This is a genomic window from Flavobacterium sp. 102, from assembly GCF_003634615.1.
GTDB lineage: Bacteria > Bacteroidota > Bacteroidia > Flavobacteriales > Flavobacteriaceae > Flavobacterium.
In genome coordinates this window covers 2,134,675-2,151,481 of record NZ_RBKX01000001.1, presented here as the reverse complement: position 1 = coordinate 2,151,481, position 16,807 = coordinate 2,134,675, and the positions used below count along the sequence as shown (strand labels likewise).

Here is a 16,807-nt window from a genome sequence, read left to right as displayed (position 1 = left end):
GAATTAGGAATTAGGATTTTATTTAACAGTTGGGTATTTAGGGCTTATTTAGGTGTACTACAATTATGGTTTTAGATAGGCTATAAAAAAAAGACAACCCATCACAAAATGAGAGATTGTCTTTTACACAAAACTAAACAAACTTGTTAATTCCCTTGAAGAGAAGTTCTCTTATCTGGGTAAAAAGAAGCATCCCAATCTTTTTGCGGATTGTTTCTCTTTTTATTGTCTTCCGTAGCATCCTCACTTAAATCACGAGCTTTCTCTTTTTCTAGCGGTATTTTTTTTAAATAATCAGCAGTATTGTCATGGGACACTCTATCCGGGTTTGAATCGGTAACTACAGTGGTTTTTTGGGTTGGTTTTTCTTCAGAATGCGAATCATATTTGCTTTCCGACTGTGTCTTACTTTTTGTTGTTGCGCTTAACTTTCCTTTATTTTCCATCCTATAACTTTTATGAGTTGTTATTTTACCATTATTGTAAAAGTAAACCAATCTGACCGGAAGAATTTGTACAATTCTTACTCAAATTTATATCATTGCCACATCATGCCTAAACCAAACTTTTGGAGCAAAAAAAACAACCTCAAATCCCTTTGAGGTTGTTTTGAAATAGTGATTAAGTTTGGTAATGTGTATTACTTAATTATTATTATTTTAAGAAGCTGCTCTACTTTTTCTAAAATGGGTATCCAGTATTTCTCTTAATGATTCTCTGTAATCGTGCACATGGTGTTTTTTCATCATATAGTCGACTCCAAGATCAGAGAAGTGCTTTACTAACTTTTTAGGGTATGCACCGGAGACCATTACAATTGGAATCTTTTTAAGCGTGTCTGATTTTTTAATGATTTCCAAAATTTCCTGACCATTAAGTATTGGCATATGTATATCCAAAAATATCATATCCGGCTTTTGTCTTTCGGTTTCTAAGACCAATAGCATAATTCTTCCTTCGCTAAATCCTCTGACTGTGTGCCCTAAGTCTTCGGCAATTTCTTTAAAGAAGTCTAAATCTTCATCATCATCATCTAAATAAAAAAGGGTTTGTGAGTTTTTCATAGCAACTTGAAATTGAATCATAAAATTAGCAGAAACCGTAAAAAAATATGTTACAGAATATTGTCATTTTATTATAGAATTTCAATCTGACACCAATGGGTTCTCATTAAGAAATTAAGTTTATTAATAACCCTTTGATAACTAATTTGTAAAACTTTTGCGGCTTGCAAAAATTAGAATTACTTTTGAGCACAATAATTTATACCTAATTTATAATGTCTAACACACAACATTTACAAGATTTTACATCACAAGTACGCAGAGACATTCTTCGTATGGTTCATGCCGTAAACTCGGGACATCCCGGTGGTTCCTTAGGCTGTGCCGAATTTTTCACAGTGTTATACCAACACTTATTGAAAAGAAATCCGGACTTTGACATGAACGGCAAAGGCGAAGATTTATTCTTCTTGTCTAACGGTCACATTTCACCTGTCTTCTACAGCGTTTTGGCACGTTCAGGTTATTTCCAAGTGGCAGAATTAGCAACTTTCAGAAAATTGAACTCGCGTTTACAAGGCCATCCAACAACTCATGACCACTTACCGGGTGTTAGAATTGCTTCGGGTTCATTGGGCCAAGGTTTATCGGTTGCTATTGGTGCGGCTCAAGCTAAAAAATTAAACAACGACAATCATTTAATTTATTCCCTTCATGGTGACGGTGAATTGCAAGAAGGTCAAAACTGGGAAGCTATTATGTATGCTTCAGCCAAAAAAGTGGACAACCTAATTGCCACTGTGGATTACAATGGACAACAAATTGACGGTTCAACTAATGACGTATTGAACATGGGGAATTTGAAAGCCAAGTTTGAAGCCTTTGATTGGGATGTATTAGAAATTAAAGACGGAAACAATATCGATGCAATTATTGCTGGAATGGAAGATGCCAAAAGCAGAACCGGAAAAGGAAAACCGGTTTGTGTTTTGTTACATACCGTTATGGGCAATGGTGTCGATTTTATGATGCATACTCATGCTTGGCACGGAAAAGCACCTAATAACGATCAGTTGGCTATCGGATTAGCACAAAATGCTGAGACTTTAGGCGATTATTAATTCCGTTACAAATAATATTGTAAATTAAAACCTTAGTACCTCAGAGCCTTAGTCGCTTTGAACCTTAAAAAGAAACAATGAAAAAATACGAAAATACAGGAAGTAAAGATACCCGTTCAGGATTTGGAGCAGGAATGACCGAATTAGGACAAAAAAATGAAAACGTCGTGGCGCTTTGTGCGGATTTAATTGGTTCGTTGAAATTTGACGATTTTAAAAAGAACCATCCGGAGCGTTTTTTCCAGATTGGTATTGCAGAAGCCAATATGATTGGTATTGCGGCCGGTTTGACTATTGGTGGAAAGATTCCATTTACCGGAACTTTTGCTAATTTTTCTACCGGAAGGGTTTATGACCAAATTCGCCAATCAGTAGCTTATTCCGACAAGAATGTAAAGATTTGTGCTTCGCATGCCGGATTGACTTTGGGCGAAGATGGTGCCACACACCAAATTTTAGAAGACATCGGATTGATGAAAATGTTACCGGGAATGACGGTAATTAACACTTGTGATTACAACCAAACCAAAGCGGCAACAATTGCGTTAGCGGATCATAACGGTCCGGCTTATTTGCGTTTTGGACGTCCGGTTGTGCCTAACTTCACTCCTGCTGATGAGCCGTTTGTAATTGGGAAAGCGATTATGCTAAGTGAAGGTACAGATGTAACGATTGTAGCAACAGGTCACTTAGTTTGGGAAGCCTTAATTGCAGCGGAAGCATTAGAAGCTAAAGGAATTTCGGCAGAAGTAATCAATATCCACACCATTAAACCGTTGGATGACGAAGCTATTTTAAAATCAGTAGCCAAAACCGGTTGTATTGTAACCGCTGAAGAACATAACTTTTTAGGTGGTTTAGGTGAAAGCGTTGCCAGAGTTTTAGCATTAAACAATCCAACACCGCAAGAGTTTGTAGCAGTGAACGATAGCTTTGGCGAAAGCGGAACTCCGGAACAATTGATGGAGAAATACAAACTAAACAACCAAGCCATTGTTGAAGCTGTAGAAAAAGTGATTAAAAGAAAATAAAGCTATTTTATAGTAAACAAAAAGTCCCGATTGCTCGGGACTTTTTTATTTATACTGTTACTATAAATTAGTGACAATCGGCTGTAAGATGTTTTTTCTTGCCGTCTGAACATAAAGGAATCTGATCATAAGGATAAGCTATTCCCGTCAAAGGGTTCTTGATCTCAACTTTGGTCATGAAAAAATCGCCATCGTCATCAACGTCTAAAAAATCAGGAGTACCATCACCATCAGTATCATCAATATTGGCTACTCCTTCCTCCAACGCTCTTACATACCCATCATTATTTAAATCTTCTTGGTAAGAAAAAATACCGTCACCATCGTTATCAACTCTTTGAATTTCGTATAATTTAAAAGCAAAAATTAAGTTAGAATAACCCGGAATTGAACCCGATGAGCTTCCATAATAAGCCAATCCCGATGGGACAAACATAATACCGGCACCAAAATCAGAATAGGTTATTGTTCCATCAGGGTTTCCAACGTAGGTTCCTGATTTGAATCTAGGGAAAATTTCACTCCAACCTCTAATAGTAGAAGACAAGGTTAAAAAACTTTGAGGATTTAAGTTTTTCTCAAATTCTTTTATTTCGATTGATTCTACAGTTTCGTCATCTACGGTTTCAGTTGTTTTGTATATGTATTGTCCGACATAAGAAGCCAATACTCTATCTACATTACAGGGTGCTTTTGCAATATCTTCAGGGGAAGAAATACTACGGTCTACATGTCCTCTTAGTTTTAAATAATACAATTTATAAGTGATGTCATGTAGACTAACTGTATAATTGGTTACTAAATCAGGACTGTCCCAAATAGGTGTTTGCGTTCCGCCTGCAGGTATTTTAGTAAAAGTTACGTCTTGATCATTAGGAGCACCCGGATTGTCAATAACGTCTATATAATGTGTTTGTAAAAACTCTTCAATTAATACAATATCCTTTGCATATTGTTCTGCATAATCTCGCAAAGGCACTGCTTTTTCATCGTCTTTTGAACAGGAAACTACCAATAAAGCTAAGGTGAAGCCTAGGATAGTTTTAAAAAAATTATTCATTTTTGTATGATATTTAAGTCCGCAAGATACAATATTGATTTATTTTTGTAAACTATTTAACGTTGATTTTGGAAAAAAAATGAGAGTTGATAAATATTTATGGTGTATTCGATATTACAAAACCAGAAACATGGTAACCGAGGCTTGTCGGAAAAATCAAATTACGGTGAATGGACAAGTGGCTAAGGCTTCTAGAGAGGTGTTTCCTATGGATAAAATTACTTTTAGAAAGGATCAAATTACCTACATTGTATCCGTTTTAGATATACCGGCCAACAGGGTTGGTGCTAAACTGGTCGATATTTACCGCAAAGACGAAACGCCTGCGGAAACTTTTGCCCATTTGGAACTATTAAAATTATCTAAAGAGCACTATCGCAAAACCGGAACAGGCAGACCTACTAAGAAAGACAGAAGAGACTTAGATGAATTTGGGTTTGAGGTGGATGATGAATAAATGGCTACTGTCTTTTCCGTAAATTAAAGACTATCGAATAACCTTTTTAGTTACAACCACTCCATCGGTAGAGGTAATTTGAATAAGCAGTACTTCGTTAGCCAATCCGCTGCTTACAATAGTTTGAGTAGCATTGATTCCTTTTTGCTCTATCAATAAACGACCTCTGACATCAAATACTTTTACCGATTCCATAAGAACGTTACCAGTTAAAATAACAAAATTATGGTCGTTATTTTTATAAATAACTACTTGGTTGGAAGTCAGGGTTGGACTGTCAATACCCAAAGCATTATTGGTAAATATGATTTTGAATCGCTCTTCAAAAGTACCTGCTTCTGTGGTAAACTGATAATTAGAGGCTTTTAAATCGTGGATAATGTTAAGCGTTGTATCTTCTAAATAAATAAACTGAGTATCGAATAAACCGTCAAAAGCGGATAGTTTAATTTGGTAAGCAGTAGCCGAATTGGACTTATACCCAATCGGAATTACATCGGTCTCATTAAATGGCAATGCGCGTCCTTGAATAGATAGTTTTTTATCTTCCTGAGGTGTGTAAAGCGTCACCGGATTTCCAATATCTACCATTTCGCCGTCAAAACCTCTGTCGATTCCGCTATTGGTCGCGTTTTCAATATAGGCGATTAGCATTTGCTTATAAGCACCCTCATCATTATAAATATCCAACCAAAAACGGTGACGTTCCAGTTCAATGGCAGACTCACTGTTAGAAGGATTGTTCATTCTGAAGAACTGATCGTTATCCCCTACCAATCTCATGCTGTTTTTATAAATTATATTGCCTGACGATAATCCTTTTACAAAAAAACCTTGACCGGAGGCAATTTTACCATTAGGTACACTGCTATTCAATCCGGGATTCAAAGCTGCTGTACCGGTTCCAACACCACCAGAATAATTGTACATGGCATAATCAGCGGCGTTGTAATTATTATTTGTGATTGGCGTATTGTGCGTCCATAAATAAATTGTCGCATCGATTACTGGCACATTTGCAAGATCAGATAAAAAGGCATTTGCCCCTAAAGCACTCGGATAAGGATTACCGATAAGATTAAATTGATTGGAACCACCCACTATAGGGATTGTTATGTTTCCTGTATTAGGCACACCAATAAAAGAACCAAGGTAATTGTTTGGTGTGGACACATTAAAAGGCGCAACATCTGGAGCTCGAATCAGATAGCCCTTTCCGAGAATCATTGGAATAGTACTAGTAGCATAAGCCCAATTGTTTACAACCGGATCATAAGAGAAAAACAAAGTAGTGGCTGGTGAAAAGTCCATCAAAGTTTGTGGACTTACAGGAGTTGACCAATAAATATAGTCAAACTTCTTGATTGGTGTGCTGACTCTTTTATAGGTAATGTTGCCACTATTAGCAAAAGCCACACCATTATTATTTAGCGTATTGATTTGCACTAAACTCGCATTATTTTCAAAAGTTAACGAACCACCGGTTACTTTCACATCGTTTTGAACAATTAATGTATGTCCAGAATTAATGTTTACAGTTCCCGATATTACCTCAATCGAACAAGCTTCTATATCACTCACAGAAGAAAAAGTTGTAGCGCCGCCATTGAAGATGGCTCTCAGTCCTGAGTTAGGTGTACCGTTACTCCATGTCACTCCATCCCAAGTAGTAGAAGGATAAACAACATAAACTGAATTTGAATAAACCACCGGACAAGTGCCACTCTGCAAGACCACTCTATAATAACGCGTTCCGGCAAAAGTCCCAATTGCCGCACCGGTTAAAGTGGAAGTTGTGTTAGTAATTGGCGTCAAACCAAACGTAAAGGTTGCGTCGGTAGCGTATTCCCAGCGCACTATATTTCCACCTGAAAAACCGGTTAAAGTTAAATCAGAGGCCAACCAAGTAGCACATACTTCCTGACTGCCGGACAACACACCTAATATTGGAGTCGGAATGACAGTTACAGTTGTTGAAACACTGGCTGAACAACCATTGGCGCCAACAACGCTACCGGTATAAACTCTTGTAGTCGTTGGTTTGGTATAAACGGTACCGGTTGGTGTACCACTAATATAAGCTGTAGTAGCTGCCGCATCAAAATATAATTCTGTTGGTGGCGCCCAAGTCACTTCTACGGCTAAAACACCGGTGATTGTGACATTATCAATTGCCCAACCAAAATCCCATGTGGCGTCAAATAAAAATCTGATTTTAACATTTGAATTACCAACATAACTATCCATACTTAAAGTAGCATTGACAAAATTTGATGCAGACCCTTGATTAGCTAGAAAGCTGTTTAAAATAGTCCAAGTGCCACCTCCATCTATAGAAACTTCAACCCTAGCTTTGTTACCAGGAAAGTATCTCAAATAATGGTAAAAATTCAATGAAGCACTTGTATAACCTGACAAATTAATTGAAGGAGACTCTAAATAAGTTAATGTTCTATTAGTCCCTGGACTTCCTTGAGCATCAGAGTTAGAAAAATAAAACTGTGAAACATCATTACTATTCATATTAATATTCCAATATGAACTGGTATAAGAATATGGACTTGGCCTTAAAATCCAAGCTGCATTGGCTACAATCCCACCGGTTGAGGCATTGGTTTTTATCCAGTTATCGGTAGGCGAATTAAAATTTTCATTAAAAATAATAACCGGGGTTGAAGCCGCTAAACTTGCATTTAAAGATTGTATTGCCCCATCACAAATAGTTGCCGAAGCCGGAACGATACTTATGCCCGGTGGTTCAGGCTTAACTGTCACAGTATAAGATATTACCAAGGTACATAAGCTACCTGATGATTGTGATGCCGTTAAGTTATAAGTAGTTGTAATTGTTGGATTAAATGCAAATCCGGCCGCTATTGAACCAGAAAGCCCAACAGTTGTATTCCAAGTAAAAGTATCATAAGACGTTGCACCAGAAACAGTAACCAACGCTGTTGTTTCTCCTTGACAAATTACTGAGGACGAACTACTGAAAGCTATTGCCGGAGGAGTAATGACTGTTGCAGTTACTGGAGTCAGTAACGAACGACAAATATTTGAAAACTTCCAATTGTAAGCATACAGGAAAAAAGTATTGTCATAACCATTTCCATTTATATTAGCTAAAGAAGAAGTATATGGGTATAGAGTATTGTCAATATTAGCCATTAAACCTGCAACAGGTAGTGTTTCAAAATAAACAAAATAATTTCCTGCAGTTAAACTAAGTGCTAAAGCAATAGTTTGTGGCGTATTTCCACCGGCGACATTGGTAACAAAATTATAGGAAGCTATTTGAACATTAGAAGCATTTCTAACCACTATAGTTCCGTTTTGTCCAGAAACCATCGGATAAATATCAAATGATTGCAACGTGGTTGCTGAAGTAACTGAAAAGCTTACAAACGTTTGAATTAATTGGGGAGCGAGAGCACCTCCATGTAATAACGGTGATATTGGACCTAATCCTACCAATCCTCCCGGTGCTCGGGATTGTGCGTAATAGATAGTGGTGGCACCTAGTGTTGGCGTGATATAATTATTACCTGTAAATAACAACGTATCTCCTGTTGATTCTGCATACCATTCAATAGTTGAACCCGGTGCTCCTATTGCTTGCAAAGTGGTTGAACCTCCTCCGCAAAGTGTACCATTGGTAACTGTCAAAGAAGTTGCCGCTGCACAATCTGTACTAAAAGTTTCAATGTTACTCCAAACACTTTTATCACTACTACTACAATTTCCTCTAACCCACACGTAATATAGTGTCGCTGGAGTCAGTCCTGAAATAGTCACAGCCGTTATACCCATACCTACAGAGCCGGTTGGTGTTACTGATCCACTTGGAGTAGTATTTGAAGTGCTGACATAGTATTCATATCCATTGGCAGGTTCCGGTGAGGATGCTGTCCAACTTATCCCTACCGAATTGCTTCCAACTGCACTGATTATAAGATTATTTGGCTCAAAACAAGTTGGTGATACTATAACACTAATATCATCAATCATTATTTTGCTTTGGTTGGCAAAACTATACCCTTGAAAGCCAAGATAAAAAACGTTATTAGTCACCGGAGTAAAATCGACGGTTGCGGTTTGGTATACCGTATTGATAATATTGGATAAATCCAATATAGTATTATTCATTGTAGCTTCTGATGGACCTGTACCTAAACGAATTCTTAAGTTTTCGGAATATGTCCCGGCACTTTGGGTATTGTACTTGAATTTTAAACGATAAGTTACCCCTGCGGTTAAATTTAGTCCAGCTGTGAAAAACCAATCATTAGTGACTATAGCTGTATTAGTTGCTAAGTGAAATGCATTAGGTGTTGACGCGGCTAAACTATTCTGTACATTCCAAGACACGGCATCTGCATTGTCATTAGTTATGGTAAAACAAGTAGGTAATCCATTAACAGGTGTAGTATCAAAATTTTGAAAATACGGTATTGGAAATGCACCACAAAGCGTAGTAACCGAACCGGTTGTACTATTTGTTGAACAGTTGATTCCCACGGCACGTACTCTATAATAATAAGTGGTCAAAGGATTTAGCCCAGAGACTGCAAAATCAGTTGCCCCTGCTGTTGAAACACCTGAATAAGCAGGAAGTGTGGCTGTAAAAGTATTGTTGGTTGAAACATCTATTATGTAATTGGTAGCACCAGACACCGCAGTCCATGAAGCAGTAAAAGAATTTCCTTCTACGGTTGAAGCTGACAATCCGGTTGGTGATGCAGCGCAAGTAGTATTGGAAGCCGAAGCCATAGCACTCAAGTTATAAAAAGGGCCACCAAGACATCCTGCATTATAAGGTATAACCCAATAATAATAGGTGGTATTTGGCGACAAAGCTGTTTGTGCAAACGACGTTGCATTAGTAACACTAACTACCGTGTAAGTTCCCGCAATCACATTGGTAACCGCCCAATAAGTTCGATTTGGAATTTGGACAGCTGATGGTGGCACATTGGTAGTGCTCCTTAAGACTAAGTAATTAGTGGGAGCCGGACTTGCAGCCGTAAAACTATTCCCAATAAAAGCTGTTGCAGTCACGGATGTATTCCCAATTACAAAACCAGTAGGAACTCCGGTAGGTGTTGTACAAGGTAAAGAAGGTGTATAAGTGTATTTGAGTCCGTTATTAGGGTATTCGGCTATACTGGTTCTAACTGTATTGGAATTGGCCGTACCGTTAACTGTTTTCCCTAACCAAGGAGCATTGGTATTAACTCCTGTCTGGTATCTGTTTTGAACTTCTCCTTGTAAAAAGACATTCGAAACCCCACGAATCCCGACTTGGGCATTTAAAACCGTCAAATCATCAGGAGCGCAAACACCGTAGGAAAGTTCAATAGCATTAGTGGTTTCTAACAATCGGATTTGGAAGTTAAAATTTCCGGTATTTGATTTTCTTCTGGCATTGGTCCATTCCACTACAAAAACTCTGTTGGGCGCACTACCTATGGTATTGTAAGTAATATCATCGGTTGTTGATATCAAGTCCATTCCCATCGCACTTATAGTTCCGCCATTAGTAAAAACTGTAGCTACACTTAACGGCAAATAAGAATTGAATATTGGTTGCACTCCGAAAGAAATATAACCATTGGGACTAATGTAACATTGAGTTTGGGTAACGCCATTATAGCTGAAGTTAAAGCCAATAGCTGCTTGAAAAGCTGCACCGGTTGTATGATCATCCCAAGGTGCAGTATAAGCTACAGAAGGTGAAGTAAGCGCCGTATAAGTTGCACTTACTTCACTAAAATTATAGGTGCTAACTTGGGCATTTAATCGTTGAGAGAGAGAAAAAAAGAACATCACTGTAAAAAAAAGACCTAAAAGTTTTTTCACAGAGAAGTAATTTTTTTTGTTTGTTTTGGCAATCATATACATATTTTGATTCAAGGCGAAACATTCAAAAAAAAAACACTAAGCACCAAACTTCAATCGTTTGTTTTTTAAATAATTAAAGAGGTGAACAAGCATTTTACAGTCGGTAAATTTATGTGAAAAGTTTCTAAAAAAAAGTTTAAAAAATCTAATTTTTGAAATAAAGCATCAAAATATTAAAAAGTATTGGTATTTAGTAGCTTTGCACTCATACAATTCCTATACATATAGAGAGAATTGTCCAAATAAAATAATAATAAAGCTACATTTTATTTTGAAATGACAAATATATATAGATAATAAATCACAAAAACAGCTTAGAAACTAATTCGTCACCTTAATTATTTAATAATAATGAAAAAAAACAAAGTGTTTTCTATCTTTGAAAAAAAAAACATGGGGCAAAATATCATACTCAACCACCAAGAAATTGAACATAAAATAAGACGTATTGCCTATCAAATATATGAAACCTTTGCTGGTGAAAAAGAAATTGTATTGGCTGGTATTACCAACAATGGCTACCTCTTGGCTGAAAAAATTGGTGTGATTCTAAAAGACATATCTGATATCAATATCGTATTGTGTGAAGTCAAAATTGACAAGCAAAATCCGTTTAATCCAATAGCTACTTCAATTACCAAAGAAACATATAATGACAAAAACTTAGTCCTAGTTGATGATGTCTTAAACTCGGGAACGACACTGGTTTATGGGGTAAAGCATTTTTTAGAAGTGCCTATTAAAAAGTTCAAAACCGTAGTTTTAATAGACCGAAATCACAAAAAATTTCCCGTCAAAGCTGACTTTAAAGGGATATCGCTTTCTACCTCTTCCAAAGAACATGTTCATGTGGTATTTGAGGAAAACAATAATTATGCTTACCTAGTTTAACAAAGCTACTATTTCACTCACAATGGCTTGCGGTGTTTTACTTTCGGTATCGACTTTAAAAGTAGCCTGATTGTAATAATAACTTCTGTCAAATAGATTTTTGGCGATGAATTCTTTGAGTTGTTCTTCCGATTGGTTGGCGATTAAAGGTCTGTCGCCATTATTACTACTAAGCCTTTTATACAACTCTTCAATTGAAGCTTTGAGATAGACAGAAACCACATTTTCGCCATTTAGAAGTAAATGATTATTAGAATAACAAGGTGTTCCACCACCGGTACTAATAACAAGACTTTCATTACTGTCCAAAAGTTTCTTTAATTCTAGATTTTCCTGCTTTCTGAAAAAGATTTCACCTTTTTCTTTAAAAATAGCTGCTACAGATAAATTAGTATTTTTTTCGATTATTTGATCAAGGTCAAGCCATTTCATTTGTCTTTTTTCGGCTATCAATTTGCCAATAGTTGACTTTCCAACTGCCATATACCCTACTAAAACAATTTTTCGCATTACAATAAAACCTTATAAATTAAGCCATTAAGACCCTTATCTAAAAAAAGCCAAATTTATAATAAAATTGCTTTGAAATATAAATAATAAGGTCTTATATTTGCACCCGCATTCAAGAAAAGAAAAAGACTCGATAGCTCAGTTGGTAGAGCACATCACTTTTAATGATGGGGTCCTGGGTTCGAGCCCCAGTCGGGTCACAATTTTTCTTTATTTTGATGCTAAAGACTCGATAGCTCAGTTGGTAGAGCACATCACTTTTAATGATGGGGTCCTGGGTTCGAGCCCCAGTCGGGTCACAAAAAGTCGAACAGCTATTGTTTGACTTTTTTTTGTTTTAGGCCACGTGGAGAAATTGGTAGACTCGCCATCTTGAGGGGGTGGTGTCGCAAGACGTGTCAGTTCGAATCTGATCGTGGTCACATTTAAAAGAGCAAATTCTATTGGATTTGCTCTTTTTTTATAAAGTTTATTTCCAAAAAAGACATTGGTAAAGTTATTTTATTAATTTTGTTTAACTAATTCAAACAAAAGATGAACAACGTTAAAAGTGTTTTTAGTATCAAAGATTTGGAAAATCTTTCAGGAATTAAAGCTCACACAATTAGAATTTGGGAAAAAAGATATAGCATACTTGAACCTATGCGCACCGAAACCAATATACGTCTCTACGATTTAAGCAACCTACAAAAGCTCTTAAACATAACGTTATTACACAATTACGGTTACAAAATTTCTAAAATATCAAAACTTTCAACAGAAAGAATCCCGCAATTAGTTAATGAAATCATTTCTGAAAAAAGTGCTAAACATCATGCAATTAGTTCTTTTAAAATGTCAATGATGAATTTTGATCAGGCACTTTTCTTTACTACTTACAACAAATTACTTTCAGAAAAGTCATTCAGAGAAATTTTCTATGAAGTTTTTATACCATTAATTCAGGAAATAGGCCTGCTTTGGCAAACGGATACCATCACACCAGCTCACGAACATTTTATCTCATACCTCATCAAACAAAAAATATTAACCAATACAGAAAAAGTTCAAACCCTCGAACCAACACAACCCGACAGAGTTTTTGTATTATATCTACCCATGAATGAAATCCACGAATTGGGGTTAATGTATTTGAACTATGAAATTTTAAATTTAGGTTACAAAACTGTCTATTTGGGGGAAAGCGTTCCGATTGACAGTTTAAAAGATATGAAAAAACACTTTGACAATATCACCTACTTGTGTTACATGACTGTAGAACCTAATAAATCTGAAATCAATAATTATATCAAAACCTTAAAGCAAGAAGTTTTGGACGAATCTTCCAATTTGTGGCTAATTGGCCGAATGATTGAAAATATTGATATCAAATTAATTACAGAAAAAACCACTACATTTAGTTCGATTAAAGAATTAGTTGAAAATATATAAACAAAACTTTTATTTTGTTTAACTTTTGCATACTTTTGTTAAACAAATATGAAAAAAGAAATTAAAATAATCGGTTCCGGATTTTCCTCACTTGCAGCTGCATGCTATCTTGCTCAACAAGGAAGTGACATAACAGTGTACGAAAAAAACGCAACGATTGGCGGAAGAGCAAGACAATTAAAAAAAGACGGATTCACCTTCGATATTGGACCAACGTGGTATTGGATGCCCGATGTTTTCGAAAGATTCTTTGCCGACTTTGGCAAAAAACCTTCCGATTATTACGAGTTAATTAAACTTTCTCCAGCTTATCAAGTGTATTTTGGTGTTAACGAATTTGTAACCATCGCTGATAATCTTCCGGAAATCATCACCACTTTTGAAGCAATTGAAAAAGGCAGCGGTCAAAAATTAGCTTCCTTTATGAAAGAAGCGCAGAGTAATTACAACATAGCCATCAAAGATTTGGTTTATCGCCCTGGCGTTTCCCCTATGGAATTAGTTACTTTGGAAACAGCAAAAAAAGTCAATCAATTTTTTGGCAACATCTCTAAAGACATTCGTCGCCGATTTAACAATACCAAACTAATCCAAATTCTCGAATTTCCCGTACTTTTCCTTGGAGCTAAGCCCTCTGATACGCCATCGTTTTATAGTTTTATGAACTTTGCCGATTTTGGTTTGGGCACTTGGCATCCAAAAAACGGAATGTACAGTGTGATTTTAGCTATGGAAGAATTAGCCAAAGAATTAGGCGTGGTAATTCATACCAATGCCAATATTGAAAAAATTATAGTCGAAAACGGTTCAGCTACCGCTATAAAAGTTAATGGAAAAACGGTAAAAGGAGATGTCATTTTGAGCGGTGCCGATTACCATCATACGGAGACTTTATTAGATGAAAAATACAGAGCGTATTCTGAAAAATATTGGGAAAAACGAACTTTCGCACCGTCATCACTTTTATTCTACGTTGGTTTTGACAAAAAGATTGAAAATGTAGAACATCATTCCTTATTTTTTGATGTAGATTTTGATGTACATGCAGCAGCCATTTATGACACACCACAATGGCCGAAAGAACCTTTATTTTATGCTAGTTTCCCTTCGAAAACAGATGACAATACAGCTCCCGAAGGTAATGAAGCCGGGATTTTCTTAATTCCTATTGCACCCGGACTAAAAGACACTCCCGAATTGAGAAATTTGTATTTTGAAAAAATAATTACGCGTTTCGAAAAACTGACACAACAAACTGTAAAAAACAATGTTATCTTTAAAGAATCGTTTTGCGTAAATGATTTTATAAAAGACTACAATTCGTATAAAGGGAATGCGTATGGACTTGCCAACACCTTACTGCAAACTGCTTTTTTAAGACCCAAATTGAAAAGTAAAAAGGTGAAAAATCTCTATTTTACCGGACAATTAACCGTTCCCGGACCTGGTGTTCCACCATCATTAATTTCAGGAAAACTTGTTGCCGAACTCATTCAAAAAAATCTATAAACATGAAATCAATTTTTGACACCATATCTTTCGATTGCAGTAGAAACGTGACTAAATCATACAGCACGTCTTTTTCGGCAGCCGTAAAGATGTTAGCGCCGAGCATTCGTCAGGATATTTATAATATTTATGGGTTTGTTCGCTTTGCCGATGAAATTGTAGATACTTTCCACGATTACAATAAAGAACAACTTTTTGATATGTTTGAAAAGGATTTGGCGAATGCTTTAGAGAACAAAATCAGTTTGAATCCGGTGTTAAATTCCTTTCAGCATACAGTTCATAAATACAATATTCCCCAAACCATGATTGCGGCTTTTATGAAAAGTATGAAATTGGATTTACATAAAACCGAATATAAATCCTATGATGAATACAATGAATACATTTATGGTTCAGCCGATGTGGTTGGTTTGATGTGTCTGAAAGTGTTTGTCAATGGCGATAATAAAAAGTTTACTGAATTAGAACATTCGGCTATGCGATTGGGTTCTGCTTTTCAGAAAGTGAATTTTTTGCGAGATTTGAAAGCTGATTATGAAGATTTGAATCGAACTTACTTCCCAAATACTGATTTATCAAAGTTAGATGAACATTCCAAAAATGAAATCATCAAAGAAATAGAAGCCGATTTTCAAGCGGGATTTGAAGGGATTTTAAAATTACCTTTAGAGGCTAAATTTGGCGTATATACGGCTTATGTGTATTATAAAAAATTGCTGTCTAAGTTGAAAAAAACACCTTCGATGGAAATCAAAAACACTAGAATCCGAGTACCTGATTATGAAAAATTTGGACTTTTAGCTCGATGTTATGTCAATTATCGTTTAAACTTATTATAAAATTATGCTCCTACACATTATAGTTTTTTTTGCTACATTTTGCTTCATGGAATTTATGGCTTGGTTTAGTCACAAATACATTATGCATGGTTTTCTCTGGAATTTACATGCTGATCACCACAAAAAAGACCACGATTCTTGGTTCGAGCGCAATGATGCTTTCTTTATTTTTTATGCCGTTGTTAGCATTGGCTTCTTTTTACTTTGGCAAAACAACATACTCGAAATTGGTTTAGCAATCGGACTAGGAATTTTTGCTTACGGATTAGCTTATTTTACCGTTCATGACATTTTTATTCACCAAAGGTTTAAATTGTTCCGAAATGCCAACAATCGCTATGCAAAAGCTGTTAGAAGGGCGCACAAAATGCACCACAAACATATTGGCAAAGAACAAGGGGAATGTTTTGGAATGCTCGTTGTTCCGTTTAAATACTTTAAAAAATAAAAAAGTCCCGAGTAAATCGGGACTTTTCGTTTTTAACTATTAACCTCAGTAAAATCATTTTTTATTTTTTCATCAAAGCTTCTAAAGGCTTTAATTGGTCCATGTCAATATTGGCAGATTGCAAGATGGAAATCATATTCATAATATTATTCGGATTCATGTCATTGCCCAAAATCCTCACAACGGCAAAACCATTGTCTTTCTTTTTACCAAATAAAATAAACTCATCTATATTATCCTCGTCTCCCACAAAACTGATTGAAGCACCATCTTTACCTGAACCCACTTTCATTAGCTCCTGATACTCTTTGCCTTTTAATATTTGTGTTAGCTTTTTACTTTCAGCTTCGTATTGCGCTTTGTTCTTATCATCTAATTTGAAAGCTAAAATATTCATCTTATCAAATGATTCCAAAGCTGTTTTTTGGTCAGAAGTTAATTTAGCTTTGTCAACATTAATAATATTTGGGGATACATCAAGGGCAACAAAATCTTTGTCCTCTGACTTCTCTACAAAATACTTTTGAAGACTTGGTTCACTATTGCAACTCAGCAACAACATTGAAGCTAACATTGCGATGAAATAAATAAGTTTCATATCT

The 16,807-nt window shown here is 36.0% G+C and carries 14 protein-coding genes and 3 tRNA genes; 11 read left to right on the top strand and 6 right to left on the bottom strand.

All coding sequences use genetic code 11. The features are described from left to right. Positions 1-146 precede the first annotated feature (146 nt). Both C8C84_RS09360 and C8C84_RS09355 read right to left on the bottom strand, forming a co-directional pair. Positions 147-446, bottom strand: coding sequence for a hypothetical protein (locus tag C8C84_RS09360; RefSeq protein WP_121313337.1), 300 nt, complete (start codon positions 444-446; stop codon positions 147-149). Positions 447-659: 213 nt separating this feature from the next. Then, positions 660-1,064, bottom strand: a complete 405-nt coding sequence (locus C8C84_RS09355; protein WP_158592564.1) for a response regulator — start codon at positions 1,062-1,064, stop codon at positions 660-662. Between the two features lie 215 nt (positions 1,065-1,279). Between C8C84_RS09355 and C8C84_RS09350 the strand changes: the two genes are divergently transcribed. Together C8C84_RS09350 and C8C84_RS09345 are read left to right on the top strand one after the other, a co-directional pair. Beyond that, on the top strand, positions 1,280-2,125 hold the full coding sequence (locus C8C84_RS09350) for a transketolase (protein WP_121313334.1): 846 nt from the start codon (positions 1,280-1,282) through the stop codon (positions 2,123-2,125). Positions 2,126-2,202: 77 nt separating this feature from the next. Then, positions 2,203-3,156, top strand: coding sequence for a transketolase family protein (locus C8C84_RS09345; protein ID WP_121313332.1), 954 nt, complete (start codon positions 2,203-2,205; stop codon positions 3,154-3,156). Between the two features lie 67 nt (positions 3,157-3,223). On the opposite strand, the gene C8C84_RS09340 is transcribed toward C8C84_RS09345, so the two are convergent. Continuing rightward, positions 3,224-4,216, bottom strand: coding sequence for an FKBP-type peptidyl-prolyl cis-trans isomerase (locus C8C84_RS09340; RefSeq protein WP_121313330.1), 993 nt, complete (start codon positions 4,214-4,216; stop codon positions 3,224-3,226). Between the two features lie 79 nt (positions 4,217-4,295). On the opposite strand from C8C84_RS09340, the gene C8C84_RS09335 reads away from it, so the two are divergent. Continuing rightward, positions 4,296-4,673, top strand: coding sequence for an RNA-binding S4 domain-containing protein (locus C8C84_RS09335; protein WP_121315022.1), 378 nt, complete (start codon positions 4,296-4,298; stop codon positions 4,671-4,673). A gap of 30 nt (positions 4,674-4,703) precedes the next feature. Here C8C84_RS09335 and C8C84_RS09330 read toward each other — a convergent pair whose 3' ends face one another. Next, positions 4,704-10,532, bottom strand: a complete 5,829-nt coding sequence (locus tag C8C84_RS09330; protein ID WP_158592563.1) for a fibronectin type III domain-containing protein — start codon at positions 10,530-10,532, stop codon at positions 4,704-4,706. Between the two features lie 435 nt (positions 10,533-10,967). Here C8C84_RS09330 and C8C84_RS09325 point away from each other — a divergent pair, with 435 nt between their 5' ends. Further along, positions 10,968-11,465, top strand: coding sequence for a phosphoribosyltransferase family protein (locus tag C8C84_RS09325; protein ID WP_121315021.1), 498 nt, complete (start codon positions 10,968-10,970; stop codon positions 11,463-11,465). On the opposite strand, the gene C8C84_RS09320 is transcribed toward C8C84_RS09325, so the two are convergent. Further along, complete coding sequence (locus C8C84_RS09320) at positions 11,457-11,975, bottom strand: shikimate kinase (protein WP_121313328.1); 519 nt, start codon at positions 11,973-11,975, stop codon at positions 11,457-11,459. The genes C8C84_RS09325 and C8C84_RS09320 overlap by 9 nt on opposite strands. Before the next feature lie 127 nt (positions 11,976-12,102). On the opposite strand from C8C84_RS09320, the gene C8C84_RS09315 reads away from it, so the two are divergent. From C8C84_RS09315 to C8C84_RS09285, 7 genes are all read left to right on the top strand, one after another. Then, positions 12,103-12,175, top strand: a tRNA-Lys gene (locus C8C84_RS09315). A 26-nt stretch (positions 12,176-12,201) separates the two neighbouring features. Beyond that, positions 12,202-12,274, top strand: a tRNA-Lys gene (locus C8C84_RS09310). A 41-nt stretch (positions 12,275-12,315) separates the two neighbouring features. Next, positions 12,316-12,397 (top strand) — tRNA-Leu (locus tag C8C84_RS09305). Positions 12,398-12,509: 112 nt separating this feature from the next. Next, entirely contained in the window at positions 12,510-13,406 is an 897-nt protein-coding gene (locus tag C8C84_RS09300) for a MerR family transcriptional regulator (RefSeq protein WP_121313326.1), read from the top strand. 48 nt (positions 13,407-13,454) lie between these two features. Continuing rightward, positions 13,455-14,915 carry an NAD(P)/FAD-dependent oxidoreductase gene (locus C8C84_RS09295; protein WP_121313324.1) on the top strand — a complete coding sequence of 487 codons (1,461 nt, stop codon included), beginning with the start codon at positions 13,455-13,457 and terminating at the stop codon, positions 14,913-14,915. A 2-nt stretch (positions 14,916-14,917) separates the two neighbouring features. After that, positions 14,918-15,757: a phytoene/squalene synthase family protein gene (locus C8C84_RS09290; protein ID WP_121313322.1), complete on the top strand. Its 840-nt coding sequence runs from the start codon at positions 14,918-14,920 to the stop codon at positions 15,755-15,757. Positions 15,758-15,761: 4 nt separating this feature from the next. Then, entirely contained in the window at positions 15,762-16,205 is a 444-nt protein-coding gene (locus tag C8C84_RS09285) for a sterol desaturase family protein (RefSeq protein WP_121313320.1), read from the top strand. Positions 16,206-16,266: 61 nt separating this feature from the next. Here C8C84_RS09285 and C8C84_RS09280 read toward each other — a convergent pair whose 3' ends face one another. After that, positions 16,267-16,803, bottom strand: a complete 537-nt coding sequence (locus C8C84_RS09280) for a DUF4252 domain-containing protein (RefSeq protein ID WP_121313318.1) — start codon at positions 16,801-16,803, stop codon at positions 16,267-16,269. Between the last annotated feature and the right edge of the window lie 4 nt (positions 16,804-16,807).